Source organism: Ectothiorhodospiraceae bacterium BW-2, from assembly GCA_008375315.1.
Taxonomy (GTDB): domain Bacteria; phylum Pseudomonadota; class Gammaproteobacteria; order Thiohalomonadales; family Thiohalomonadaceae; genus BW-2.
The window spans coordinates 1,552,324-1,578,441 of the sequence record CP032507.1; the positions used below are offsets into that span (position 1 = coordinate 1,552,324).

General features: G+C 48.5%; 22 protein-coding genes and 1 pseudogene. 13 read left to right on the forward strand and 10 right to left on the reverse strand.

Translation table 11 applies throughout. The features are described 5' to 3' along the window. Together D5085_07465 and D5085_07470 are read left to right on the forward strand one after the other, a co-directional pair. Window positions 1–1,446, forward strand: coding sequence for a DUF262 domain-containing protein (locus tag D5085_07465; GenBank protein ID QEP42972.1), 1,446 nt, complete (start codon window positions 1–3; stop codon window positions 1,444–1,446). After that, on the forward strand, window positions 1,439–2,023 hold the full coding sequence (locus D5085_07470) for a DUF262 domain-containing protein (GenBank protein QEP42973.1): 585 nt from the start codon (window positions 1,439–1,441) through the stop codon (window positions 2,021–2,023). The genes D5085_07465 and D5085_07470 overlap by 8 nt, the downstream gene beginning before the upstream one ends. Window positions 2,024–2,037: 14 nt before the next feature. Here the strand turns inward: D5085_07470 and D5085_07475 are convergent, their stop codons facing one another. Then, the gene (locus tag D5085_07475) at window positions 2,038–2,445 is read right to left on the reverse strand and encodes a hypothetical protein (protein QEP42974.1); all 408 of its coding nucleotides are present in this window, start codon (window positions 2,443–2,445) and stop codon (window positions 2,038–2,040) included. Window positions 2,446–2,453: 8 nt separating this feature from the next. Next, window positions 2,454–2,951 carry a transposase family protein gene (locus tag D5085_07480; protein QEP42975.1) on the reverse strand — a complete coding sequence of 166 codons (498 nt, stop codon included), beginning with the start codon at window positions 2,949–2,951 and terminating at the stop codon, window positions 2,454–2,456. Between the two features lie 86 nt (window positions 2,952–3,037). Here D5085_07480 and D5085_07485 point away from each other — a divergent pair, with 86 nt between their 5' ends. Together D5085_07485 and D5085_07490 are read left to right on the forward strand one after the other, a co-directional pair. Continuing rightward, entirely contained in the window at window positions 3,038–4,459 is a 1,422-nt protein-coding gene (locus D5085_07485) for an HNH endonuclease (protein ID QEP45088.1), read from the forward strand. A 16-nt stretch (window positions 4,460–4,475) separates the two neighbouring features. After that, the gene (locus D5085_07490; GenBank protein ID QEP42976.1) at window positions 4,476–5,222 is read left to right on the forward strand and encodes a hypothetical protein; all 747 of its coding nucleotides are present in this window, start codon (window positions 4,476–4,478) and stop codon (window positions 5,220–5,222) included. A gap of 336 nt (window positions 5,223–5,558) precedes the next feature. Here the strand turns inward: D5085_07490 and D5085_07495 are convergent, their stop codons facing one another. Both D5085_07495 and D5085_07500 read right to left on the reverse strand, forming a co-directional pair. Next, a complete protein-coding gene (locus D5085_07495; GenBank protein ID QEP42977.1) occupies window positions 5,559–6,608 on the reverse strand; it encodes an IS3 family transposase in 1,050 nt (349 codons plus the stop codon). Then, entirely contained in the window at window positions 6,605–7,048 is a 444-nt protein-coding gene (locus D5085_07500) for a hypothetical protein (GenBank protein ID QEP42978.1), read from the reverse strand. The genes D5085_07495 and D5085_07500 overlap by 4 nt, the downstream gene beginning before the upstream one ends. A gap of 25 nt (window positions 7,049–7,073) precedes the next feature. Between D5085_07500 and D5085_07505 the strand changes: the two genes are divergently transcribed. The 3 genes from D5085_07505 (at window position 7,074) to D5085_07515 (ending at window position 16,114) form a co-directional block, all read left to right on the forward strand. Further along, window positions 7,074–7,355, forward strand: a complete 282-nt coding sequence (locus tag D5085_07505) for a hypothetical protein (GenBank protein QEP45089.1) — start codon at window positions 7,074–7,076, stop codon at window positions 7,353–7,355. A gap of 136 nt (window positions 7,356–7,491) precedes the next feature. Beyond that, the gene (locus tag D5085_07510; protein ID QEP42979.1) at window positions 7,492–13,971 is read left to right on the forward strand and encodes a DEAD/DEAH box helicase; all 6,480 of its coding nucleotides are present in this window, start codon (window positions 7,492–7,494) and stop codon (window positions 13,969–13,971) included. 1 nt (window position 13,972) lies between these two features. Then, a complete protein-coding gene (locus tag D5085_07515) occupies window positions 13,973–16,114 on the forward strand; it encodes a DNA helicase (protein QEP42980.1) in 2,142 nt (713 codons plus the stop codon). Here D5085_07515 and D5085_07520 read toward each other — a convergent pair. From D5085_07520 to D5085_07540, 5 genes are all read right to left on the reverse strand, one after another. Next, window positions 16,103–16,219 (reverse strand): DUF4172 domain-containing protein, encoded by a 117-nt coding sequence (locus tag D5085_07520; protein QEP45090.1) that lies wholly within the window; start codon window positions 16,217–16,219, stop codon window positions 16,103–16,105. The two genes, D5085_07515 and D5085_07520, sit on opposite strands and share 12 nt — an antisense overlap. Window positions 16,220–16,425: 206 nt before the next feature. Continuing rightward, entirely contained in the window at window positions 16,426–16,575 is a 150-nt protein-coding gene (locus D5085_07525; protein ID QEP42981.1) for a hypothetical protein, read from the reverse strand. Between the two features lie 16 nt (window positions 16,576–16,591). Next, the gene (locus D5085_07530; protein QEP42982.1) at window positions 16,592–16,825 is read right to left on the reverse strand and encodes a hypothetical protein; all 234 of its coding nucleotides are present in this window, start codon (window positions 16,823–16,825) and stop codon (window positions 16,592–16,594) included. 31 nt (window positions 16,826–16,856) lie between these two features. Further along, entirely contained in the window at window positions 16,857–17,402 is a 546-nt protein-coding gene (locus D5085_07535; protein ID QEP42983.1) for a hypothetical protein, read from the reverse strand. Further along, window positions 17,323–18,192 carry a hypothetical protein gene (locus D5085_07540; protein QEP42984.1) on the reverse strand — a complete coding sequence of 290 codons (870 nt, stop codon included), beginning with the start codon at window positions 18,190–18,192 and terminating at the stop codon, window positions 17,323–17,325. Before D5085_07540 ends, D5085_07535 begins: the two co-directional genes overlap by 80 nt. 172 nt (window positions 18,193–18,364) lie before the next feature. On the opposite strand from D5085_07540, the gene D5085_07545 reads away from it, so the two are divergent. Beyond that, window positions 18,365–18,808: a hypothetical protein gene (locus D5085_07545; GenBank protein QEP42985.1), complete on the forward strand. Its 444-nt coding sequence runs from the start codon at window positions 18,365–18,367 to the stop codon at window positions 18,806–18,808. Then, entirely contained in the window at window positions 18,805–19,854 is a 1,050-nt protein-coding gene (locus tag D5085_07550) for an IS3 family transposase (GenBank protein QEP42986.1), read from the forward strand. Before D5085_07545 ends, D5085_07550 begins: the two co-directional genes overlap by 4 nt. A 1,069-nt stretch (window positions 19,855–20,923) precedes the next feature. On the opposite strand, the gene D5085_07555 is transcribed toward D5085_07550, so the two are convergent. Next, on the reverse strand, window positions 20,924–21,688 hold the full coding sequence (locus D5085_07555) for a transposase (protein QEP42987.1): 765 nt from the start codon (window positions 21,686–21,688) through the stop codon (window positions 20,924–20,926). Window positions 21,689–21,813: 125 nt separating this feature from the next. Here D5085_07555 and D5085_07560 point away from each other — a divergent pair, with 125 nt between their 5' ends. From D5085_07560 to D5085_07575, 4 genes and pseudogenes are all read left to right on the forward strand, one after another. After that, the gene (locus D5085_07560; protein QEP42988.1) at window positions 21,814–21,975 is read left to right on the forward strand and encodes an XRE family transcriptional regulator; all 162 of its coding nucleotides are present in this window, start codon (window positions 21,814–21,816) and stop codon (window positions 21,973–21,975) included. Window positions 21,976–22,025: 50 nt separating this feature from the next. Beyond that, on the forward strand, window positions 22,026–24,422 hold the full coding sequence (locus tag D5085_07565) for a DEAD/DEAH box helicase (GenBank protein QEP45091.1): 2,397 nt from the start codon (window positions 22,026–22,028) through the stop codon (window positions 24,420–24,422). A 21-nt stretch (window positions 24,423–24,443) separates the two neighbouring features. Then, a pseudogene (locus tag D5085_07570) lies at window positions 24,444–25,870 on the forward strand (SAM-dependent DNA methyltransferase). Further along, entirely contained in the window at window positions 25,867–26,118 is a 252-nt protein-coding gene (locus D5085_07575; protein QEP42989.1) for a hypothetical protein, read from the forward strand. Before D5085_07570 ends, D5085_07575 begins: the two are co-directional and overlap by 4 nt.

Genomic DNA, 26,118 nt, shown 5'->3' on the forward strand with positions numbered 1-26,118 from the left:
ATGGATAATTGTGATAAAGACCGTCAAAAAAAACATGAATTGGATAAGAAAATCATATCAGTGAGAAGGTTGCTCTCCGAACCGATACTATCTATTCCTGCTTATCAGCGCCCCTATAAATGGTCACAAAAAAACCTTAACGACCTGTTAGGCGATTTAAGGTTCTATCGTGATAAACCTGCTTACCGTTTAGGCGCAGTGGTGTTTCACCACCACTGTGACGGAGATGACAAGCACGAAAAGCAGGAGAAATTGGATATTGTTGATGGTCAGCAGCGCACCTTAACTTTAATACTTATTGTTAAGGCATTATTGGATGAGCGTGTAGAAAAATTGGAACGAGAGGATATAAAAAAACAACTTTTAGAACTAACCCCTGCAATTGAAAAATTTCTATCTCGACAGCACTTTAAAAGTGATATTAGCCACCACAATCTGCATCAGAATTTTATGGCTGCAAAGCGAGCTGTTGCACGTAAAGATGACTTTACCGAAACTGATATCGACTTTCTATTGAACCGCTGTCAATTAGTCACTTTTGTACTGACTGATATCTCGGAAGCCTTCCAATTTTTTGACTCACAAAATGCCCGTGGTCGAGATTTGGAACCACACGATCTACTCAAGGCCTTTCATTTGCGTGAGTTTGCAGAGTCTGAATCGCACTTAAAGGCAAAAACGGTTCAACACTGGGAAAATCTGGAAAGTGATACATTGGCACAGCTGTTTGCCAACTATTTATACCGTATCCGTCACTGGGTTCAAGGCAAATCAGCGCGATATTTCAGTAAAGCTGATGTGGGTGTGTTCAAAGGGGTTAATCTTGATCGGGTGGGTTCCTACCCCTATGTCGAATCGCTACGTATCGCACACCACTTTGTTGATGACTATAATAGTCAGTATCAACGCCATATTGATCACCAGAAAATGGATTTTCCCTTTCACTTAGATCAGATGATCATAAACGGTCGCAGATTTTTTGAAATGGCTGAGCACTATCAAAAAAAGATTGGTGCCATTACACATGACGAAAAAACGGGCAGGGTGAATGTATTAGATAACGATTTGAGTGAAATGGCATACAAAATTGTCGAAGTTCTGAATAGTTATCCCTCTCGAACACGTACAGGAGATAGGTATATTCGCACTCTGTTTGATTGTGCGCTGATATTTTATATCGATAAATTTGGCACTGACGAACTCTCAGTGGCTATCGAAAAATTATTTATTTGGGCATACAGATGTCGCCTGAAAAAGCAGGTGGTACAGCTGGCTACGATGGACAACCATGCACTTGAAGACAATGTGTTCGAGCGCATCAAACACGCGATTAAGCCTCTCGAAATACTCAGTCTGCCGTTAGAGACAATAAAAAGCTCTGAGGCTAATGGCACCAAATTGGATGAGATTACAGCGCTATTCAAGGGGTTGAAATATTATGAGTGAAGCTATCTCTAGCTACAGTGTTCGTGGATTACTAACCGATACTACTCGCTATTTAATCCCCATGTATCAACGTAACTACGCTTGGGGTGAGGGTGAGATCAAACAGTTAATCCAAGATGTACGGGATATGCTGGATAAGCAGCAGAAACAACATAATTCCGATAATAAGTCACACTATTACATCGGCACTCTAATTGTTTTTAAGCGTTCAGACGGCAGTTTTGAAGTGATTGATGGTCAGCAGCGTTTTACTACGCTCACGCTGATGGCAATTTGTCTACGACGGTTAATGAATTATCCTTCTCATTGCTTGGACATGAGCTGGTACGATAAGCCCAATCTTGACTTTGAGAGTCGGAAAAAGTCATCCGATACTTTTGAAAAGTTGAGCCAAGGTTTAGCACCCGAAAAACTGGATAAGTCGGAATATAATTGTGATGTCATTACAGGATTTGTGCTAATAGAAAAAGAACTATTATTATTGGGAAATCAACTGACTGATTTTTGTGACTATCTCTTTAACTATGTACAGATAGCACGTGTTCCGGTTCCCGATAAGACCGACTTAAATCACTAGACATGTTTCTTTTTTTAAATCAATGGGTTAGCGAGAGAGAAATTCCAGATTCCAGCGCATATTCCTAGTATTTTGCTATATAACTTGACGGAATGAGTTCTTAATCTATCAGCTAAAGCTCTAAAACGTTTTAGCCCACCAATGCTATGTTCAACGAAAATCCTCTCAGAACCAACCATTTTATTTTCTGCTTTTTGCTCATCTGTCAATGAGCCATTTTTAGGTTTTTTATGTGGAATTTTTATTGAGTTAAAATCATAAACAGACTCAATACCAAGAAACCCTAAATCAACATTTGCATTCATATTTTCAAACCAGTTTTCCATCGGATCAAATTCTTGCTTCATCATTGAAAAATCATGTACACTACCTGCATATGGCATACTTATATATGGGATATTTCTTCCAGAGGTTGCAATCACTAAAGCCTTTACTGTATGCCTTTTTTTTTACCTGAAAAATGTTCTTTTTGTCTATCATATTCTGATGGTCTTTGTTTCGGTTGCTCGGTTGCGTCTATGAGTATGTTTTCGATATTATTTTTCTCAAAAAACTCTTTAAATTCAGTGGGATCCTTAAATTTTCTAATTGGCATACATTCTAACTCATTTAATGCGTGCTCCAAAACAGAGAGACCAAATGCTTGAATTTTGTGCGCATAAGATGATGATATTCCAGCCACAAAACCCAAGTTATCATAAGTTAATCCACTCTTTAAACTGAACAGCGTAAAAAATAAAAGTTCCTCTGTGTTTTTGATACAGAATTCATCACCAATTTCAATCGTATTTTTAAGTAATTTCGATTCGATAATACTAGAGTGGCTTTTTTCGAAAGTTTCCAAAATTAAGTAAAACTGCTTTTTCTTTATGCCAGTAGCAGCAGCCCAACCTCTATCAGTATTTAACTCTGATGTGCTAAATTTCATCATTAAAACCTTTCAAAAAATTGTTTAAAAAAATTAATTATAAACTATATGGTTTGATTGGGAAACAACTTTACTATTTTGAAGTGATGAATAATCGTGGAGAGCAGCTCGAAAAACACGAGGTATTAAAAGCCAAACTAATGGCAGTGCTGAATGAGATAGAGGATAAAACGGAGAGGGATGTAGCTATTCAGGTACTTTCAAAGGTCTGGGATGCTGCGTCCAATATGGAGCGCTATATTCAGTATGGTTTTACCATTAATGAACGGTATGAGATTTTTGGGGGTAGCTGGGGAAAGCTTATTCCCAAAAATTTTACTGATCTAACAATGTGTATCACTGATGGTACTGATAAAACAACTGCCATTGAAACTTTTCTAACCATGGAAGAAATTTTGGCCAACCCACCACAAAAAGAGGTGCTTCTGGACGTTGATCCGACAAAAAAATCTGAACGATTTAACAGCGTAATTAACTTCTCAAACTTCCTTCTTCATGTGCTGAGAGTATGTAGCAGGAAAGATATCCCGCTGGATGATAAGCGGTTACTAGAGCAGTTTGAAACATATATTCTGAAATCAGGTGATGCCATTAGCGCGACGAAAAGCTTTATTTTTGCGCTTCTAAAAGTCAAATATCTGTTTGATCACTATATCATTAAACGCGAGTTTACCGATCGAGGTGACCACTGGAGTCTAAAACGGCTCAAATGTTACAATCAAAACAGTCAAAGTTACATTAATACCTTTGATGAAGATGCGGAAGATGGCTTTGAAGGTAATAACCGACGCATACTGATGCTACTCAGTGCATTTCATGTCTCTACACCCACTCTAGTCTATAAACACTGGCTAAATGGCGCTCTATCGATCCTCTACGAGATGACAGATATTAATGCAGGGGACTATTTGGCAAAGCTCGAACACTTGGCAAGACAGTTTGTTTATGGTCGTTTTTTGAGTGTAGATCCGCCTGCTGAATATTATCCGATGATTTATGAGAACAGCAGTTATGCTCCAATCAATAGGGTTCACCCAAAGGTTTTAGAACGACTAAAATTTTCTCACATCGAAAATAATCTGGTTTTTAACTATCTCGACTACCTGATCTGGTGCAACGCCATGGATAAGGATAACGGTCAGAAGGATAAGGGTAACTGTCAGAAGGATGAGGTGATAAAACAGTTTGAATACAGCTTCCGCAGCTCGGTCGAGCACTTCTATCCTCAACACCCAATAGATGGACACCCTAAGTTAGATGAATGTTATCTTCATCGGTTTGGCAACCTCTGTTTAATCAGTCATAGCAAAAATTCACGCTTAAGCAATTTGCAGCCAAGAGCCAAACGCGATCACTTTCAGGCAGCGATTAGAGATAGGAAAATTGATACATTGAAACTCTATAAAATGATCAAATTGATGGATGAAAATGGGCAGTGGTATGTGGATGAGATAGCACAGCATGAAGCTGATATGCTCCAACTGTTTGTAACTGACTCAGCCAAATAAGAGTAGGAGAACCCCCATGCCCATGATCGGAATTTACAACGAAAACGACTTCTACTCCAGCCACTACCTCAGCTCGCTGTTTGAGAGCGATATTCGCGGCGTATTGGAGTGGTGGCAGAGCAAAGAGAGCGAAGCGCGGGAGCAGGAGCGCCAACAGCGGGCACTGGGTCGGGAGGCTGAAACCGGCTATCGCGCCCCCCATACCCGATTAGCCAGCTATAGCGGTCAGTTTTTCAAACAACTGAATGAACATAGCAAAGAGCAGAGCCTCAGCCGCCGCTTAAAGCAGCAACGCCAACGCTGGCAGTCGATTCTGTCGCCGTTAGGTTATCAATTTAACCCGACCACCGCTCTGTTGGAGTCAGGTGCAGAGCTACCGCTGTTGGCCGACTATCGTGACAGCGATAACCGCCCCTGTTTATGGCTTGTGGAGGCGCACGACCAGCGTGATGAAGATAGCCACGATCCGCTGGCACTGTCACTGCTACCAGAACAGCTGTCACCGGTTGCCGCAGAGGATGACGAGCAGCACAAACACCAACAGTCACTGCTAAAACGCAAAGGGGGCGAAGCCCTCACCTGGCAAGAGCTGATTGCCAAGCAGATCTTCTCCTTAGAAGAGCCACCCCGCTGGCTGCTGCTACTGGGCAACCGCCAAGCGCTACTGATTGACCGCACCAAATGGGCGCAAAACCGGCTGCTGCGTTTCGATTTTGAAGAGATACTTGGCCGCAAAGAGGGCGGAAGCTGTCAAGCAATTTGAGACCAGTTGTTAAAAAAATAAAGCTCTAAATCTAGCCGGTGATTGCCACTGCCCTCACCGGCAAATTTCGCCTATGTTGAGTCATGACGCAACAAGGAGCGAACATGACCCTCATGGCCCTTTGCCGCAAGAGCCAAGCCCTTCAGCAAGGGGGAGCTGCAAGGCGAACTGCAACCCCTAATCTAGGAACCTCCCTCCTGCACCGCGTTACCCACAGCCCGCCCCCCTACGATAATAAGGGGGTCTCCGGGGGGCGGGCTATGGATAACGCTCTGTCATTCAGCCACCACAACCGGCTAAAGCCATCGACGATAGACCCACTAGCGGCACCGTCACTCATCTCTCCTTCGCTCTATTCAGGGTTGGATAGTTGACCTCCAGCGACCCCACCCCCTCCTCCGGTAGAGCGGGGTTAATCCATACCTCAGTAGGGGGTTGCTTAACCTTGGGCTCACCATGAATAAAGCGTTTCGGATGCTGCTGATAGGCCTGCTTCAGCGCCTGTTCACGCTGCTCGCTAACCTCCTTGTAACGACCGGTAAATACCTGCTCTGGAGTGAACCACGCAATCCCTCGATGGTGGTGGTGGAAACAGTACCAGTCAACATAGTCACTAAACCATATTCTGGCATGGTCAACTCCTGTCAATCGTTGAGGATAATCGGGTTGTTGCTTGAGTGTTTTAAATTGACTCTCGCTAAACGGATTGTCGTTACTGACTCGTGGACGGCTGTGGGAGCAGGTGATCCCCAGTTCGGCCATCAAGTCGAGATAGCCTCTGGCGGTCATCGGCACACCTCTATCCTGATGCAGTGTTAAGCCACTGAGCGCGACCCGATAGCGAGCCGCTGCGTCACTGATTAACAGCTTGGAGAGCTCACTATTCTCCTTCCTTGAGACCATCCAAGCCACAATAAAACGGCTGTAGAGATCCATCACCACATAGAGATTCAAGAAGTTACCCTGCTCTGTGGTGGGAAGCTTAGTGATATCCCATGTCCAAACCTCATTCGGTCGGGTCGCCCGTAATCGGGGGATAGCGTGTGATTTGGCCGGTTTTTGAGCTCGCCGCTCTCCCGTCTGTTGATTAGCACGAAGGATCCGATACATCGTACTGATTGAACAGTAATATTTCCCTTCATCCAGCAGGCTAGCATAGATCTCTGCCGGAGGTTGGTCATAGAATCGTTCGCTGTTCAAAAGCCCCAGAACGGCTTGCCTCTCTGCCTCACTCAGCGCATTGGCTGCGACGGGTCTTGGAAGGCTCGCTCGGGGGGAGACAACCGGAGCCTGTCGGCGGTAGTAGCCTGCACGCGAGAGCGCTAGGCTATCGCAAGCGGCTCTTATGCTCACCGAACTGGGGCACTCTTTTTCAACTAATCTCATAAGCTTATCTCTGTGTTCATCTGCTCCAATAAGCTGAAGGCTTTTTTTTGGAGCGCAATCACCCCTTCGGTCTGCTGTAACCGTTGGCTAAGACGCTGAATTTCCTTCTTTAAACGCTCTATCTCCTTATCTCGCTTGTCTAGGCTCGGTTTGCGACCACTCTGTTTCCCTTTCAGGCCAGCCTGCCCCTGTGCTTGCAGTTGTCGGCGCCATTTGGTCAGATGGGAGCTGTAGATCTGCTCTTTGCGCAGCAGCTCGCCTAGCTGACCCGGCTCCTTGCACTGCTCTGCTTCTGCTAGGATCCGAAGCTTCTCTTCCTCACTAAATTTGCGGTAGGAGCGCTTCTCTTCATCGGGGTCGGTAACCTCGTTGGAGGGTAAAACGGTAGTATCTTTGGGCATCGTGTATCTCCTCTGTTGCCCCCCTGATTCTACATTCATTTCTCATCAGGGGTGGTCTCAGGGTATCTTGACACTCAGGGTCGCCACCTTTATCGAAGTCTTCGATAAGGGCAGTCTCTATCTGTTTGGCAGTCGGGTCGATGATCGGCTAAAAGGGGGCGATATCGACCTCTATATTCAGCCGGAGCAGCCGACCAATCTGGCGGAGAAGCGGCTTAACTTTATAGCCAAACTCTACCGCCAACTGGGAGAACAGAAGATCGATGTCGTAATTCAACGCCGCCAGCCGAAACTTATCGACCGCATCGCCACCGAACAGGGGATATTACTGTGCCAACGCCACTAACCGAAACCATTAGCAAAATCGCCCGTCTGTTTGAAAGTTGTGATAACGACTATCAACTGCTTCAGGATGCCACAATAGATGAGACGTGGTTCGATGACTACAATAACCAGCGTCTTGTGAGCGGAGGGGTAGAGTAGTGCTGCCCTCGATTATTAATCGCCAAATCGATAGTGAACTGCGACAATTTTTGCGCCATGCGTTTCGGATGGGCTCACCGCTGTTTCGTCGTGCCGATGGCAGCACCGCCATGGATGAGTTTTTGGCGACCGAAGGGCTACTGGCTAAAGGTCCCTATGTTTCACTGCAGTTACCGTTTCGCATCAGCGCACTCCCGCTCGACTACTTTGCCAATTTTCAACTGCCGTTTGCCCCCTATCAACATCAGGCAATCGCCTATGAACGGTTAAGCCGGCCACAGCCGTTATCGACTTTAGTCGCTACCGGTACCGGCTCGGGTAAGACCGAGTGCTTTCTCTACCCGATTCTCAACTACTGTGCTAACCATAAAGCGCCGGGGATTAAGGCGATTATCATCTATCCGATGAATGCGCTGGCAACCGATCAGGCCAAGCGCTTTGCTAAAGAGGTGTTTAATAATCCCGGACTCAAAAACAGAGTCACCGTCGGCCTCTATGTGGGACAGGAGGATGCCGACAAAACCCAATCGATGCAACCGGAAAAGGTGATTACCGATAAAGAGACGCTGCGCCAATACCCGCCCGATATTCTGCTGACTAACTATAAAATGCTCGACTACCTGCTACTACGACCGCAGGACCAACCGCTGTGGCAACACAATACCCCGGAGACACTGCAATATATTGTCGTCGATGAGCTGCACACTTTTGACGGCGCTCAGGGAACCGATTTGGCCTGTCTGTTGCGGCGGCTGAAACATCGACTGCAGTCACCGACCGATCATATCGCCGTTGTGGGTACTTCGGCGACGGTCGGTAACAGCAGTGCGGCACTGATTGACTACGCCTCAGATATTTTTGATGCCCGCTTTGATGCCGAGGCAGTGATTAACGAAGATCGTTACAGTGCCGCCGAGTATCTGAGTCAGGAGTCACTCCACTTCTTCTCCTATCCTGCGCCTGATGCGTTGCCCGACTGGCACGATGATCACTCGCTACAGCACTATATTAACCAATCTATCGCCTGCTGGTTTGAGGAAGATTTAGCCATTGATGCGGATTGGGAGTCCGATGCGGGGCGTGCTGGGCGAATTAAACTGGGCGAAAAGCTAAAGCAGCACCGCTTTTTTCACCATCTGCTGCATAAATTGGCAGGGCAAGCGGTCGCGCTGGAAGCGTTAGCGCAAGATATGATTCATGGTCAGCACTACGCATTGAGTCAGCGCTTAAAGGTGGTTGAAAACTTTTGTGCCCTGATTTCAGTGGCCCGATTAGCGGTCAATGAGAGCGAAGCTGTGTTACAACAGCGAATACAACAGGGCAAACCGCGACCGGTTCTGCCTCTGTTGCAAGTGCGTTTTCAGCATTGGGTGCGAGAGTTACGGCGAATGGTGGCTACTCTGGGACAGCAACGGGTGGAGGGCTTCGTGGCTGAACCGCAACTGCTGTTTAGTGACGATTTGGCCACAGATACCGATCAAATTAAATACCTGCCGGTGATCCACTGCCGTGACTGCCATGCGACCGGCTGGGGTGGGGTATTGCAGAGCGACTCCGATACACATATCGAGGACGATTTGCCGCTCTTTTATCAACTCTATTTTGAACATCGTCCCGAAGCGGTGCTTTTGTTCCCGATAGCGGAGGAGATTATCGGCCAGGCGTTAACCAAACTGGGTCAGGTATACCGGCTCTGCCCGCAATGTTTACGGCTGAATACGACTCAACAGAACAGCTGTGTCAGCTGTCATCACGAACCTCTGCTTAGTCTGTTTCTCTATAACGACTCGAATCTAAGAAGTAGTGGTGGTGCTACATCATTAGTGGCGAATCATAACTGCCCCTTTTGCCGTAGCGAACATGGCTTAAGTATTATCGGTGCCCGGGTTGCCAGTCTGCTCAGTGTGATGGCGCAGAATCTGTTTGGTTCACGCTTTAATAGTGATAAACAGCTGATTACCTTTAACGACTCGGTGCAGGATGCGGCTCATCGCGCCGGGTTTATCACTGCGCGTGCCTATCCGTTACTGATTCGATCCTTTTTTGCTAAAGTGATTCAACACGCCCCTAATGAGATATCGTTATCACAACTGGCGATTCGGGTGGGTGAAGAGGCGTTATCGGGTGCCGGCAGTGAAGAGAACTTTGTCGGCACCTTTATCGCCCCCGATATGCAGTGGCAGTGGCACTATAAGGAGCTGACCCATCGCCAAAAATTGCCGGAAAAGAGTCCTTTGGTCAAACGGGTTAAACAGCGGCTGGCGTGGGAGCTGCTGGTTGAGATGGGGTTGAGATCCGTCATCGGTCGATCGCTGTTGCGCTCCGGTTCTGCCGCTGTCACGCCCTCGTTGCCGCTACTGGACAAAGCGTGTCTCGATATCCACGCCGCGTTAACGGAAGAGATTGGGAGGCTGAACAGCTTATCAGTCGAGCGGGTAGAGCTGTTTGTGGTCGGGATAGTGCAACTGCTTTTGAGTCGGGGGGCGATCTATCATCCGCTGCTGAAAACTTTTATTCAGCAGGGCGGAAATAGCTACCGGCTCAGTCGGGTAGGCGATAACGGCTACTTTATGCCCAATTATGGGCCGAGATCCCGCCTGCCGCGTTTTTTAAGTGTGGCTAAACTCTCTGCCCAATTTGATTCAGTGCAAGGGAAGCAGAGCCTCAATGCCCCCTATCTGAACTGGTTTAAGAAGAGTATTGCGGTGGATAGCTCGGTTTTGGCCTCAGGTTCTGCCGATTTGGTCTATCGAAGAGCCTTAGCGATACTGCATAAGCAGGGTCTTCTAGCAACTGAGGCGTATAGAGGCGAACCGGTTTACGGTCTCAACCCTGATCATTTGCAGATTAATCGTCAGCCGATCTCATTGCGTTGTGACCATTGTCACATTGAGCAAATAGTTGCCGCCGATTTACGCGCTTATTGGCAAAAAGCCCCTTGTTTGGTAAACAGTTGTAGCGGTGAACTGATCCCTAGTGATGAAGCTGTGCCGTCCGGTCGCTGGGAGCAGTTACAGAGTGTGCGGATTAACGGTTTTGAACACACCGGACTATTAGATCGCCCGTTACGGGAACAGATTGAGCAGTCGTTTATTAAGGGTAAACAGGTTTGGGATCTTAATCTGCTCTCGGCAACGCCAACACTGGAGATGGGGATCGATATTGGTGATCTCTCTACTGTTGCCTTAAGTTCGGTACCGCCGGCGCAATCGAACTATCTGCAACGCATCGGCAGGGCAGGACGGCGCGATGGCAATGCCTACAACATCACCTTTACCGAGGCTCAACCGCACGATCTCTACTATTTTGAAGATCCGCTACAGATGATTCAGGGCGATGTCGAACCGCCCGGGGTTTTTTTAGGTGCGATTGCGGTGTTGGAGCGGCAGTTAACCGCGTTCTGTTTTGATCGCTGGATAGCAACCGGGGTGGATGAGTCGATGATTCCTAAGTCGGTTCGTGAGCTACTCAATAGCGTAGAGGGTGGCCAAACGCACCACTTTCCATTTTTGTGGTTCGATTTTATTGAACGCCATCAAGGTGCGTTGCTGGAGGCATTTGTTCAGCTTTTTGAGAATCTGGACAGAGAGGCGATCGCCCATTTATCACGATTTATTCGTGGCGGAGGAGGCGAAGAGTACTCGCTGAGCTGGCGGATTCGTAACCGTTTGCAACAGTTAATTAAGGAGCGAGCATCACTCAATGCCCGGGTCAAAAAGATCGATAACCAGGTGGCTAAGCTGGCTAAAGCTGTCATTCAGGAGAGTGATCACGAGGAGAAGGTCGAGGCGTTACAGGGGGAACGAACCGCCCTTCGTGCCTTAATTCGTTCCATGAATAGCAAACAGACGCTTAACTTCTTTACCGATGAGGGGTTGCTACCCAACTATACTTTCCCCGAAGAGGGGGTCACGATTCGCTCGATTTTGTGGCGTAAACGCGAAGCGGATGAGTCATCAACCGATGGCACTCAATTTATTCGTACCACTTATGAGTATGAGCGCCCTTCTGCCTCGGCTATCGCCGAACTAGCTCCCGATAACTATTTCTACGCCGGTGGCCATAAGGTGGAGATTGAGCAGGTCGATTTAAAACTCTCTGAAATTGAGAACTGGAAAATCTGTGATAACTGCCACTACGCAGAAAATATCGATATCACTAAAGATCTCTTGACCACTTGCCCTAAATGTCAGAGCGTCACCTGGGGTGATAGTGGCCAAAAGACGCAAATGGTGAAGTTGCGTCAGGTCTATGCCCGCACTCCGGAACAGGATGCCAGAATCAGCGATGATAGCGATAATCGTGAACCCAAATTTTACAAGCGGCAGATGTTGGTTAGCTATGAACCGGCAGATCTGTTGCAGGCCTATAAAATCGACTGTGACGATCTGCCGTTTGGTTTCGATTTTCTGAAAAAGGTCAACATTAAGGATATCAATTTTGGCGTACCCGATTCGCAATGTCAGGAGAGTGCCTTTGCCGGTGATAAAGCCAAACGCAGCGGGTTTTATATCTGCAACCAGTGCGGCATGGTCAAAACCAGAAAACGCAATAAGATTAAGCACGACTTAACCTGTCCCTATCACGATGATCTGGAAAAGGCAGAAGATCCGGCTAACTTTATCCACTGTCTCTATCTCTACCGGGAACTGGCTTCAGAGGCGATTCGGATGGTGTTGCCGGTCTCCAGCTATCGTGCTGATAGCGCCAATGAAGCCTCTTTCGCCGCAGCGATTCAGTTGGGGATTAAACACTACTTTAAGGGAAGTATCGATCATATCAGAGCCACCACCTATAGTGAACCTCTGAATGAGGGGGGGCGCATCTACTATCTGGTGATCTATGACTCGATTCCGGGAGGAACCGGCTATCTAAAAGAGCTGATGCGCGATCCGCAAAATCTGTTTGCGCTAATTGAAAAGGCTTTTGTGGTACTCGATAGTTGTGGCTGTAATCAGGATCCACTCCGAGACGGTTGCTACCATTGCCTTTACGCTTATCGTGATCGCTATAACCGCTTAAAAATTTCACGCGATTTGGCCAAAAAACTGATGCTGTCGATTTTGGAAAACCGTCAATATCTGGTTGAAGTAGCGTCACTGGCAGAGGTTAACCCTAATGTGCTGCTGGAGAGTGAGCTGGAACAGAAGTTTATTGATACCTTAAAGCTCTACAGCGCTGAGTGGCGTGTTAGCAATAGTACAGTTAATGGCAAAAATGGTTATCTGTTAACGGTCGGGACAAAAGATAAGCTTTCAGTGGCCTGGAAAATCGAGCCACAGGTCAATCTTGACTCTCAGCAGGGGGTTGATATCGCCAGTAAACCCGACTTTATCCTCTGGCCAGTTAAAACCGATGCAACGATTAAACCGATTGCCCTGTTTCTGGATGGCTATGAGTTTCATCGAGATATTGTGGCCGATGATGCTAATAAACGACTGGCAATTGCCCAATCCGGAAAATTCATGGTCTGGACACTCTACTGGGATGATTTGGAGAGTGATAACGGCGACCACTTGAAAGCGTATCTGAACCAGTATCAGAATAAGATGGTACGGGATCTACTTGGAAGCACAATCGGAGATAAGCACTATGCCCAGTGGCAGACGGTACACAATAACAAGAACAGCTTTTCCCTATTGATAGATATTTTGAAAGAACCACCCGCTGCCTTGTCGCGCTTAACTGGCTGTGCTGTCGCCCATACACTCTGCTGGCTAAGTGCAGATGGCAGAAGCGATATGAACACCGATATTGCGCATAAGCTGGCGTGGGAGATGCGGGAAAATGCCCCCCCTAACCGTGTGGATGAGCTATTACCCGATGAGCCGTTTTGGTTTGGCGGCTTGCTCGACAGTTTACAAAGTTCGGAAAAGTTGGTTGAAATTGCGACTTCAATAACCCTTTCAGCCTTTGGACAAGCCCATTTTAGCCAAAGTGATGCAGATTTAGCCTATCTGAGTCACCATCTGAAAACCCATATCTGCTTTGATGATCGGGATAATCAGCATCCCGGCTATAAAGCGGCACTGATTGGGTATTGGAAGCTGATAAATATTTTGCAACTGCTGGATAATATTAGCTGGTGTTCACGAACCTCGGTCAAAAATGGGGCATCTTCGTTTGCTTTGGAAACAAGCCGCGAGGCCAGAATCGATGCCGCCAAACAGCCGGAGCCATCTTCTGAGAAGAGCGCAGCCTGGCAGAGTTGCTTAGATGAGACCCTGCTTTCAGGTGAGATAGAGCGCTTTTACGCCTCAAAACTACCTATTCCAGAGGTTGGTTATGAATTAACCCTCAATAGTGTTGTGGTGGCTGAAGCAGAGCTGGCATGGGAGGCGAAAAAAGTGGCTGTTTTTGCACCGACTACAGCTGAGTCAGAGATTGAACACTTCAAGCAACAGGGTTGGAGCTGCTTATCTGATCCGGTTCATTCCGGGTTAATCGAACAGTTAGAACAACTATTGGGAGTAAACTAATATGCCACAGGTTGCCATTGCATCTGATTTTTTGACCGCTATGATGAATTTACCTAAAACACAGCAGAAAAAGGTGAATCAATTTGTGAACAAATTTCGTAATAATCCCACTGCAGCGGGTATTCACTACGAAAAGATCAATAATGCAGCTAATTCATTGATGCGATCCGTACGGATCGATAACAGTTATCGTGGGGTAGTGCTCAAACCGGAGCAGGGCGAATTATTTATTTTGCTATGGGTTGATCATCACGATGAGGCTTACGCCTGGGCCAGAAGCCATCAGTGTAAAATTCATCCGGCAACCGGTACGATTCAACTCTATGCTACCGAAACGATACTAGCAGAGCATGAGGTCACTAAACCGTCCGATAAACCTGACGAGTTAGCTCAAGACGCCACGCAACCTATCTTCTCAGACTACTCAAATCAGCAGTTAATTGCTATCGGACTACCAGAGGAGCTGTTATCCCCCATTCGAACCTTACGCTCCTTGGTGGATCTGGAACAGTTAACCAATAGACTCCCATCTGATGCTTATGAAGCACTCTATTTTTTAGCCGATGGCATCCCCTATGAAGAGGTTCTGGACGACTATACCTCGACACAAACCCACATCGACACCGATGACTATAGCGCGGCACTTGAACGGGAAGGCTCAAAGCGTCGTTTTGTGTTGGTTTCAGATGAAGAGCTGGAAAAGATGCTCGATGCACCACTGGAGAAGTGGCGGATATTTTTGCATCCTTCGCAGCGAAAACTGGTAGAGAGGGACTGGAATGGTCCAGTTCGTGTATTAGGAGGCGCCGGCACCGGTAAAACGGTTGCCGCGATTCATCGAGCAAAATGGCTGGTAAACCATCTGCCCCCTTCAAACCAAAAAGTTCTGTTCACGACCTTCACCAAAAATCTTGCATCGGATATTAGAGATCACTTAGCGCTCATCTGTAACCACCATGAGTTACAACGAGTTGAAGTCTCTAATATTGATGCCTGGGTTTATAGTTTTTTAAAGAGAAATAGCTATAGCTATCAAATCGTGTTTCCGAATGATTCGAATCCGGCCAGACAGCAGTGCTGGCAATTGGCGTTAGATGTTCAACCTGCTGAACTTGATTTGACAGATCGCTTTTACGAAGAGGAGTGGCGTTTGGTGATTCAGGCGCAGAAAATCACCACAAAACAGGCGTATATTAAGGCAAAGCGTACCGGGCGAGGTACCCGTTTAAACCGTAAAGAGAGACTACTCGTCTGGCCGGTTTTCGAAGAGTACATGTTGCAGCTAAGTCACAGCAACCTAAGAGAGATGCCCGATGCGATGCAGGACTGTATTCAAATTATCGAGCAAAAATCGATTAAACCGATCTATTCAGCCGTTATTGTGGATGAGGGGCAGGATATGGGAAAAACGGCTTACCAACTGTTAAGACGAGTGGTTGCCGAGCAGCCAAATGATCTGTTTATTGTCGGTGACGGTCATCAACGCATCTATCGCAATAAGGTAGTGCTAGGGCAGTGCGGGATTAATATTATCGGGCGAAGCCGAAAGCTCAGGATTAACTACCGCACTACTGAAGAGACCAAAAAGCTGGCCGTTTCTGTACTTGAAGGGGTCTCGGTTGATGATCTGGATGGGGGAGGGGATGACAATAGAGGCTATGTCTCCCTGATGCATGGTGAAGCACCAGAGGTCATTAATTTTACTAATTTTACCGAAGAGTTAGATGCCATTTGTGAACGGATTGAACAGCTAGAAGCTGCCGGGGCTTTACTGAAGGATATTTGTGTTGTTGCCCGAACCAAAGATCTGCTGAACAGTTATGCTAAAGAGCTGGAAAAAGCGGGATTTTCCACTTATGAAATATTGGCCAATGGTTCGGAAGACAGAAACATTAAAGGCGTTAGGATAGCTACGATGCATCGGGTGAAGGGGCTGGAGTTTCAACATATCTTGATTGCAGGTGCCAACATCGACAAATTACCACTCAAGCTGACGGCTGCCACAACGGATCCGGTCGAACTAAGAGAGCATGAGTTATCTGAGCGGGCGCTACTCCATGTTGCGATGACGAGGGCAATCAAGAGTCTGACGATTACGAGTTATGGCCAGATGAGTGAGTTTATCAATTATTCAATTAGATAAGGCTAATTGTCGCCCCTGACGGTGGCGTACCTCGGCCAGTTTTACCGCTAGGGAGGCTGCATCCCAACGGAAGCCTGGCCAATCTGTATGCTCATGAATCCACATTTTAATCACCGCATCATTTAAGGCGAATATGCGGCCTGTTCAGTGAAAAGTCCAGTTTATTCGTTGCAATTTTTGCGGTGATTAGGTGCGGTATTCACCGCATTGCCTCGTAAATGAGCTGCTTTTGCCGGATTGTCGTGACAAAACTGAAGCAGATTATATTCCGATTCGCCACAAGTGTACCGTCCCACATAAGGCAATCCGTTTCATGGCAACGCACTTGTTGCATCCAGCAGACCGTTCAGGTGAGCCATTACGCACTCAGCTAGAGCGGAGAGTGTATAACCGCCCTCTAACACTGACACTACTCTTCCTTGAGTAGAGGCTAAACAAGAGCGGGTTAGCTCGGTGGTCATTTGATAATAACTGTTCCTAAAAACCTAAGCAAAGTTGCTCATGGCGGTTTTTGGTAATTCGCTCTCCGTTGATAACACCCTTGCGGGCGAGCAACTGGAGTCCTGGTTGAGCAGTCCCAACCGGATGGCCGGTCAACACCGGCAACATGGGCAGTTTCAGCCATCGAAACCCAGCTTGCGCCATAAAAATTGCCTCGACGTTCATCCTGAACAGAGAACAACCTTGCGATTCGACTTCGACTCTAACCATGGCACGCAAAACTTTCGCGCTTGTAGATAACCTATCTACGGTGGAAAATTCTAATGACAAATAAATAAAAAATCAAGAACTGTTTTTTGCTCTCGGTAGACCAGTTCAGACCGCCAATCCAGTCATCCTGATGCGCATCAAAACCGGCAGAGAAGAACAGCATATCGGGCTGTAATGACTTAAGCGTGGGTAGCCACTGCTGTTGCATGAGTTTCCATGCATGGGTGTCCTGACTTCCTGCTGGTAAGAGGATGGTGTAGGGTGTAACCGCAACGGTACCGGGGTAGAACGGGTGTTGATAGCTGGAAAAGAGCGATACTCGCGGTTGATTGGCAAAAATGGCATCGGTTCCATTGCCATGATGGACATCAAAATCGATGATCGCTACCTTGTTGATGTCGGGATGGCTTAAAGCGTGAGCTACTCCAATTGCCAAATTGTTAAAAAAGCAAAATCCCATCGCTTGATCGGCCTCTGCAACCAAACCTTGATTGTGATCACGATGATAACCTCGATAGTAATTGCCTCCAGCCGAATTTTTCCAGCTCCTGACGCATGGCCCGATACCCTGAGCCATAGATGCGATCTTTACTGAGCTCCATTTTTTTCAGCTGCTGCTGAGCCAGCGGGCTACCATCCTGCTGATAGATGACCATAGAACCCAGATTACAGAACCCTTCCAGCTTAGCCCGACTGAGTTTGACCGCATGATGATTGCACCAGACATGCAGTAACTCATGCGCTAGGACGGCCATAAATGCCGGTTTTGGCAGATGGTTCAGAATGAAAATTTCGTGCGTTTCACTGATTGTATCTCCCCGCAATTGCCGGGTATATTTGGCCAATCCCTGCGTATCCCCCCGACCATTTTGAGCCTCAACTTTTAACCGCTCCCGATTAACCAGCCTGACGGGCACGGAAGCGGGGATTTGAAACCCTTTTGCAGCGAGCAGAGCGCGTACGATCTGCTCGGCTGAGCTGGCTTCAGATAGATGAGTAATGGCGGAGGTTTGGCAGTAACCACAACTCCATCTGCCATCGGCTAATTGCGTACCCTTGTTAGAGCTTTCGATACCAATGATGCGACCGCAGCTATTACATTGGGGTGTTTGACGCTGATGATGCGTTTTATGGGCGTTGTTACCCCAGCTATCGGTGATGTAACCACGGGTTAAGGCGCGATGGCAGACACAACATTTCGGTAAAAAGTGTTTGGCATAACAGGTCTGATGGTAAAGTTGGTTCTCTTTTGCAACATATTTGCCGCTAATAGGTTGGCTGCATTGAGCACAACGGGGCTGAATATGCGTCTCATAACAGTGTTGATGATATCGTTTTTTTTGGTAGGTGACCCAACGCTCCCCCAATAACTCTCCACACTGTTCGCACCGATAGCCAAAGCGTTGTTGATAACAGTGCGGATGGTAGATTTTTCCTCTTGAAGCGTTATACGGACCATTAATCCGTTGATGACAAGCGTGACAGATAAAACAGTCAGCCCTGAGTGTCAAGATACCCTGAGACCACCCCTGATGAGAAATGAATGTAGAATCAGGGGGGCAACAGAGGAGATACACGATGCCCAAAGATACTACCGTTTTACCCTCCAACGAGGTTACCGACCCCGATGAAGAGAAGCGCTCCTACCGCAAATTTAGTGAGGAAGAGAAGCTTCGGATCCTAGCAGAAGCAGAGCAGTGCAAGGAGCCGGGTCAGCTAGGCGAGCTGCTGCGCAAAGAGCAGATCTACAGCTCCCATCTGACCAAATGGCGCCGACAACTGCAAGCACAGGGGCAGGCTGGCCTGAAAGGGAAACAGAGTGGTCGCAAACCGAGCCTAGACAAGCGAGATAAGGAGATAGAGCGTTTAAAGAAGGAAATTCAGCGTCTTAGCCAACGGTTACAGCAGACCGAAGGGGTGATTGCGCTCCAAAAAAAAGCCTTCAGCTTATTGGAGCAGATGAACACAGAGATAAGCTTATGAGATTAGTTGAAAAAGAGTGCCCCAGTTCGGTGAGCATAAGAGCCGCTTGCGATAGCCTAGCGCTCTCGCGTGCAGGCTACTACCGCCGACAGGCTCCGGTTGTCTCCCCCCGAGCGAGCCTTCCAAGACCCGTCGCAGCCAATGCGCTGAGTGAGGCAGAGAGGCAAGCCGTTCTGGGGCTTTTGAACAGCGAACGATTCTATGACCAACCTCCGGCAGAGATCTATGCTAGCCTGCTGGATGAAGGGAAATATTACTGTTCAATCAGTACGATGTATCGGATCCTTCGTGCTAATCAACAGACGGGAGAGCGGCGAGCTCAAAAACCGGCCAAATCACACGCTATCCCCCGATTACGGGCGACCCGCCCGAATGAGGTTTGGACATGGGATATCACTAAGCTTCCCACCACAGAGCAGGGTAACTTCTTGAATCTCTATGTGGTGATGGATCTCTACAGCCGTTTTATTGTGGCTTGGATGGTCTCAAGGAAGGAGAATAGTGAGCTCTCCAAGCTGTTAATCAGTGACGCAGCGGCTCGCTATCGGGTCGCGCTCAGTGGCTTAACACTGCATCAGGATAGAGGTGTGCCGATGACCGCCAGAGGCTATCTCGACTTGATGGCCGAACTGGGGATCACCTGCTCCCACAGCCGTCCACGAGTCAGTAACGACAATCCGTTTAGCGAGAGTCAATTTAAAACACTCAAGCAACAACCCGATTATCCTCAACGATTGACAGGAGTTGACCATGCCAGAATATGGTTTAGTGACTATGTTGACTGGTACTGTTTCCACCACCACCATCGAGGGATTGCGTGGTTCACTCCAGAGCAGGTATTTACCGGTCGTTACAAGGAGGTTAGCGAGCAGCGTGAACAGGCGCTGAAGCAGGCCTATCAGCAGCATCCGAAACGCTTTATTCATGGTGAGCCCAAGGTTAAGCAACCCCCTACTGAGGTATGGATTAACCCCGCTCTACCGGAGGAGGGGGTGGGGTCGCTGGAGGTCAACTATCCAACCCTGAATAGAGCGAAGGAGAGATGAGTGACGGTGCCGCTAGTGGGTCTATCGTCGATGGCTTTAGCCGGTTGTGGTGGCTGAATGACAGAGCGTTATCCATAGCCCGCCCCCCGGAGACCCCCTTATTATCGTAGGGGGGCGGGCTGTGGGTAACGCGGTGCAGGAGGGAGGTTCCTAGATTAGGGGTTGCAGTTCGCCTTGCAGCTCCCCCTTGCTGAAGGGCTTGGCTCTTGCGGCAAAGGGCCATGAGGGTCATATTCGCTCCTTGTTGCGTCATGACTCAACATAGGCGAAATTTGCCGGTGAGGGCAGTGGCAATCACCGGCTAGATTTAGAGCTTTATTTTTTTAACAACTGGTCTCAAATTACTTGACAGCTTCCGGTCAGGGTGCAGTGCAGTTTTACCCACTTTAAGATACTGACCTTCGATAGGCTTGTTACAGCGGGCACAACTGAGTTTTTTGAATAGTCCGAACACAGGTTTCAGGTATTATCCAACGATTGCCAGAGATACCAGGAAGCGACTGAACGATAGGGTTGCCATTTTTGGCCAAGTAGAGCCATATCACTATTGGAGCCATACAACATCGAGCAGTGTCTGCAAATCCTCTTCGCTTAAGTTGTTCGCTATCTCATCTGGAGATAAATCTTTCAAACGCTCATTAGGTGACAGAATTCCCAAATGGCTAGCAACAAACTCTTTAGTAAACTGTTCTAGGGTATAGGCCACCTCAGGCTCCTCCTCGCTGTAGATTTCCAATAACTGCCGATTTGAGTCAGGACAATGAGTGTGATTGTATCACTGCCCCAGCTAAGGCGGTAGAGCCGGCTTATTGCCTGCACTGAGATAAGCCGACAGATTCTGCGGGTAGTGGTGGCTGACCGCATAGAGCCCGAAATCGGACTGGGGCGGGCTATTGGCGCATATCGATTCATCAGGGCTCTTTAAAATGAAATAGGTCGCTATATTAAGCGGCCCGATAGCACTAATTGCAGCTAACAAAATACCAACCGAGCGTAACCTTACGCCACCATAGCGTAACAGCCCCGGACCGGCCTGATAGACTTAAACAGAGGGAGGGAGTGGGCTCGGCTAAGCCGCAGCTTTCAGAGGAACTGACAACGATGCCAGCGTCTGCTGATAGTTCCAAGGGAACCACAACTGTGGGTGGCGATTAACCTGATGGACATAACGCTGTAGCGCCACCAAATAATCAAACGGATTGACCCCGGCCAAATAGCAAGTAGCGACCAGAGAGAGAATGACACCGGCTCCGCCGAGCGTTCTGAAGAAGAGACTGTTATGCCGTCCCCGAATCACCAGCTTGAGCATGCGCTCCATCTGGTTATTATCGATTTGCGCCCCCTCAATGCGGCAAAATCCGGTCAATTTGTCGTAGTGGTTGAGCAGATAGCGGATCGCTTTGCCCAGCGGACTGTTTTCCTCGACATCGCCACTCTCAATCTGCGCCTCGCCCCACTGTTTGAGCTGCGCCATCAGCGGCAGTGAGTGCTGCTGATGGTAAGCCAGCCGCTCTGCCGGGGTGTACTTCTCCTCCTTGCAGTGAGCATCGTGGTGCCACACCGGGTCGTAGAGCGCTAACACCCACGGGCCGTTATCCGGATGCAGCTCTGCCACATCCACAAACCCCCGCCTACAGTGGCTGTTGCAGAATGTATCGTGTCGCTGTGTTTCATCCAGCACCGTAGGCAGATTGCGACTGAGCGCATCGCACATGATAGTGGGTTTGGCTAACCCGGAATGGCGCAGACGCAGAATCTCATCGATCAACTCTCCGGCATGGCCGATATCGGTCTGGTAGAGCACGATTTGTTGGCCACTCTCCAGTGTCGCGATTACGCCGGAAGTGAAGGTGCCGCTGCGGGATTTAAGTTGACCGCTCCGTCTGTTAGCAGCCTAGCAAGAGTAAAATTAAGCAGCTGGAGCGGTTGTTGCGGGGGGCACATAATTAAACTGGGGATATGGAGACAGGACTGGATAGAACTTACATTAGTTTGATGGAGCGAGGCTTACGGGCACCGAGTATCCACACACTGTTTGTGTTGGCGCAGCATTTGGCGTGTAAACCTTCACAAATGATGGCAGAACTGGAAGAGAAGATGGATAATGGCCACTCGCTTTGAACAGTTATCAGGATACCTTTTGATAAAAGTATGTAGGATATTATGAAATGATGACCCGTAAGAGAGCTCTCTCCGAACGCGATATTTGCACCAAATTCATCAATCCGGCCTTAGAGTTAGCAGGATGGGATATGGTCAAACAGGTGCGCGAAGAGGTGAGTTTCACCGACGGTCGTATCTTTGTTAAAGGCAATCTGTCAGTACGCGGCAAACGCAAACGCGCCGACTATATCCTCTACTACAAGCCCAATATCCCCGTTGCGGTGATTGAGGCCAAAGATAACAACCACTCGGTAAAAGCAGGCATTCAGCAGGGGCTAGACTACGCCACTATTCTTGATATTCCGGTGGTGTTCAGTAGTAACGGCGATGGCTTCTATGAACATGATCGCAGCGCCAGTTCCGGTCAAATAGAACGCGAGATACCCCTTGACCAGTTCCCCACGCCCGAAGCGTTATGGCAGTGCTATAAACGTTACAAAGGGATAGAGAGTATTGATGCCGAGCGTATTAGCGCCCAGGACTACTTCTTTGATGGCAGTGGCCGCAACCCCCGTTATTACCAGCAGATCGCAATAAACCGCACCGTCGAAGCGATTGCCAAAGGACAGCAACGGATATTGCTGACAATGGCCACCGGAACCGGTAAAACCTATACCGCGTTCCAGATTGTCTATCGGCTATGGAAGTCGCGCACCAAAAAACGGATTCTCTTTTTAGCCGACCGAAATGCCCTGATTGACCAGACCAAACGCGGTGATTTTCGTCACTTTAAGGACAAAATGACGGTAATTCGCCATAAAGCGATCGACAAGTCGTATGAGATCTATCTGGCGATCTATCAGGGGATCACCAACTACGACCAAAACCGCGATGCCTATCGCCAGTTTAGCCCTGAATTTTTCGATCTGATTGTGATTGATGAGTGTCATCGCGGCAGTGCGTCTGAAGAGAGTGCCTGGCGCATGATTCTCGACTACTTCCATCAAGCCACCCACATCGGTTTAACGGCAACCCCCAAAGAGACCGAAACGATCTCCAGCACCGAATATTTTGGTGATCCCATCTACACCTACTCCCTCAAACAGGGGATCGAGGATGGTTTTCTTGCCCCATACAAAGTCGTCCGCGTGGGCTTAAATGTCGATCTCGAAGGGTGGCGACCCGAAGCGGGCAAAACCGACAAAAGCGGCCAAAGGGTCGAAGACCGCATCTATAACCGCAAAGATTACGACCGAACGCTGGTGATTGATGAGCGCACCCAAACCGTTGCCGACAAAATCACACAACTGCTCACCAAAACCAACCGCTTCGATAAAACCATCGTCTTTTGCGTCGATATTGACCACGCCGAACGGATGCGCGCCGCCCTTGCCAATGCCAACCGCGATCTGGTGCAGCAGAACCCCAAATATGTGATGCAGATCACCGGTGATAATGAAGAGGGCAAGCGCGAGCTGGATAACTTTATCAATCCCGAAGAGCGCTATCCGGTGATAGCCACCACCTCCAAATTAATGACCACCGGCGTCGATGCCCAGACCTGCAAGCTGATTGTGCTCGATAGTAACATCGGCTCGATGACCGAGTTTAAGCAGATTATTGGTCGCGGCACCCGTATCAACGAAGCCTTTGGCAAACACTTCTTCACCATTCTCGATTTCCGCAATGTCACCGATCTGTTTGCCGATCCTGACTTTGACGGGGAGCCGGTACGCATTAAAGAGGTCGGTCAGGATGAAGCGTTTGAAAACCCCGACGATGAGCTGACTGACGACACACCCATCATTGATGAAATCAGTGGTGAAGAGGTGATTTTTGAACCAACAGAAGCCGATAATCCGCCTGACATTATTAATGGCGGCACTATTATTAGTGAACCACGCGCCAAATACTATGTTAATGGCGTCAATGTCGCGGTGCTGAACGAGCGGGTTCAATACCTCGACAACCACGGCAAACTGATCACCGGCAGCCTGAAAGATTACACCCGCCAAAAGGTACGCGAGGAGTATCAATCGCTCAACGAGTTCCTCAACCGCTGGCACAGCAGTGCCCAAAAGCAGGCGATTATTGATGAGTTAATCGAACAGGGCGTGGTGCTGGAGAACCTTAAAGAAGCTGTGGGCAAAGAGATGGATCTGTTTGACCTCATCTGCCACACCGCCTTTGACCAACCGCCGCTCACCCGTGCCGAACGCGCCAATCGGGTTAAAAAACGCGATGCCTTCAGCCAATATGGCGAACAGGCACGACAAGTGCTTAATGCCCTGCTGGATAAATATGCCGATGAAGGGATTGAGAATATTGAAGATATTAAAATCCTCAAAATTAACCCGTTTAACCAAATCGGCACCCCGACCGAGATTATTCGCCACTTTGGCGGCAAACAGAACTACCTGCAAGCGCTCGCCACACTGGAAGAGCAGCTCTATCAAACGGCATAAATTTTGGAGAATCAATAACGCATGAGCAATGTCAGCAGTATCGTCAAATCCGCCCGCAACATCATGCGCAAAGATACTGGCACCGGTAGCGATGAACTACGCATCCTGCAATTGGGGTGGATGCTGTTTCTCAAAATCATCAGCGACAAAGATGAAGAGCTGGAGCTGCTGGACGATAGCTACACCTCACCGATCCCCGCCGATCTGCGCTGGCAGGCGTGGGCGGCTGATGATGAGGGAATCACCGGTGATGAGCTGATTAGCTTTGTCAATGATCGCCTCTTTCCCGAACTGGCGAACCTTGATCTTTCTACCGGAAACCGCCGTACCCTGCTGATTCACGAAGTCTTTGCCGATAACTACAACTACATCAAAAAGGGCGTTCACCTGCGGCAGGTGATTAACAAACTCAACGAAATCGACTTTAACGACAGCAAAGACCTTCAGCTATTCGGCCAAATCTACGAATCGTTCCTCGGTGAACTGCAAAGTGCCGGCACCCTCGGCGAGTTCTACACCCCACGCGCCATCACCCAACTGATGACCGAACTTGTCGATCCGCAACAGGGGGAGATCGCGCTCGATCCCGCCTGCGGTACCGGCGGCTTTCTCACCGCCGCGATTGAACACCTGAAACAGAGTGCCACCTCAGGCGAGCAACACGAAGCGATCAACCAGAATGTACGCGGCTGGGAGTACAAACCGCTCCCCTATATGCTCGCCAATACCAACCTGATCCTGCACGACATGACCACCCCCAATATTCGCTATAGTGATTCGTTAGAGCGACCACTGACCGAATACACCCACGCCGATCGGGTCGATATTATCCTCGCTAATCCCCCCTTTGGTGGCGTGGTCTCCAATAACAACGAAAACAACTTCCCGCAGAGCTACCGCACCAAGGAATCGGCTGATCTGTTTCTGATTCTAATGATCCACCTGCTCAAGCAGGGGGGCGGGCGGCGATTGTCCTGCCCGATGGCTCCCTCACCGGCGATGGCGTGAAGCAGCGCATCCGCCAAAAACTGCTCGATGAGTGCAATCTGCACACCATTATCCGCCTGCCCAACTCGGTGTTTCAGCCCTACGCCTCGGTCGCCACCAATCTGCTCTTCTTCACCAAAGGAGAGCCGACCCAAACCATCTGGTACTACGAACATCAGCTACCCGAAGGCTACAAGGCCTACTCCAAAACCAAGCCGATTCAGCTCAATGAGTTTGAATCGCTCAAAGCGTGGTGGCACAACCGAAGCGCCAATGAACAGGCGTGGCAGGTCGAACGCGCCACACTGGAGAGCAACGGCTATAACCTCGATATCAAGAATCCACACCAACCGGAGCAGGCGCAACAACTGAGCAGTGGTGAACTGCTGGAACGATTACAGCAGTCGTTTGCCAAGTCGGATGAGCTATTGCAACAACTAAAGCGGGAGTTAAGTGCATGAATATTGAACAGATGATGCCATTGGTACAACAGCTTCAACACCATGAAAAACTTGAACTTATCCATCGGTTAATTGATTGGGTGGATGAGGAGAGCAAGCGTTTACCGAAAGAGGAACCCAATGGCACTAAAGTAGCGCAATTGATGGCAAAAATTGCCGAACGAGGCACCGCTTTTCGGGAGATAGACGATCCCGCAGCATGGCAACGGGAGATCCGTCAGGATCGACCCCTGCCGGGGAGAGAGTAA

What these genes read in the sequence shown, in the direction of transcription:
- D5085_07465 (QEP42972.1), top strand. Translation starts at nt 1, where the DNA reads ATGGATAATTGTGATAAAGACCGTCAAAAAAAACATGAATTGGATAAG.
- D5085_07470 (QEP42973.1), top strand. Translation starts at nt 1,439, where the DNA reads ATGAGTGAAGCTATCTCTAGCTACAGTGTTCGTGGATTACTAACCGAT.
- D5085_07480 (QEP42975.1), bottom strand. Translation starts at nt 2,951, where the DNA reads ATGAAATTTAGCACATCAGAGTTAAATACTGATAGAGGTTGGGCTGCT.
- D5085_07485 (QEP45088.1), top strand. Translation starts at nt 3,038, where the DNA reads ATGAATAATCGTGGAGAGCAGCTCGAAAAACACGAGGTATTAAAAGCC.
- D5085_07490 (QEP42976.1), top strand. Translation starts at nt 4,476, where the DNA reads ATGCCCATGATCGGAATTTACAACGAAAACGACTTCTACTCCAGCCAC.
- D5085_07495 (QEP42977.1), bottom strand. Translation starts at nt 6,608, where the DNA reads ATGAGATTAGTTGAAAAAGAGTGCCCCAGTTCGGTGAGCATAAGAGCC.
- D5085_07500 (QEP42978.1), bottom strand. Translation starts at nt 7,048, where the DNA reads ATGAATGTAGAATCAGGGGGGCAACAGAGGAGATACACGATGCCCAAA.
- D5085_07515 (QEP42980.1), top strand. Translation starts at nt 13,973, where the DNA reads ATGCCACAGGTTGCCATTGCATCTGATTTTTTGACCGCTATGATGAAT.
- D5085_07520 (QEP45090.1), bottom strand. Translation starts at nt 16,219, where the DNA reads ATGTGGATTCATGAGCATACAGATTGGCCAGGCTTCCGTTGGGATGCA.
- D5085_07525 (QEP42981.1), bottom strand. Translation starts at nt 16,575, where the DNA reads ATGACCACCGAGCTAACCCGCTCTTGTTTAGCCTCTACTCAAGGAAGA.
- D5085_07530 (QEP42982.1), bottom strand. Translation starts at nt 16,825, where the DNA reads ATGGTTAGAGTCGAAGTCGAATCGCAAGGTTGTTCTCTGTTCAGGATG.
- D5085_07535 (QEP42983.1), bottom strand. Translation starts at nt 17,402, where the DNA reads ATGGCTCAGGGTATCGGGCCATGCGTCAGGAGCTGGAAAAATTCGGCT.
- D5085_07545 (QEP42985.1), top strand. Translation starts at nt 18,365, where the DNA reads ATGAATGTAGAATCAGGGGGGCAACAGAGGAGATACACGATGCCCAAA.
- D5085_07550 (QEP42986.1), top strand. Translation starts at nt 18,805, where the DNA reads ATGAGATTAGTTGAAAAAGAGTGCCCCAGTTCGGTGAGCATAAGAGCC.
- D5085_07560 (QEP42988.1), top strand. Translation starts at nt 21,814, where the DNA reads ATGGAGACAGGACTGGATAGAACTTACATTAGTTTGATGGAGCGAGGC.
- D5085_07565 (QEP45091.1), top strand. Translation starts at nt 22,026, where the DNA reads ATGACCCGTAAGAGAGCTCTCTCCGAACGCGATATTTGCACCAAATTC.
- D5085_07575 (QEP42989.1), top strand. Translation starts at nt 25,867, where the DNA reads ATGAATATTGAACAGATGATGCCATTGGTACAACAGCTTCAACACCAT.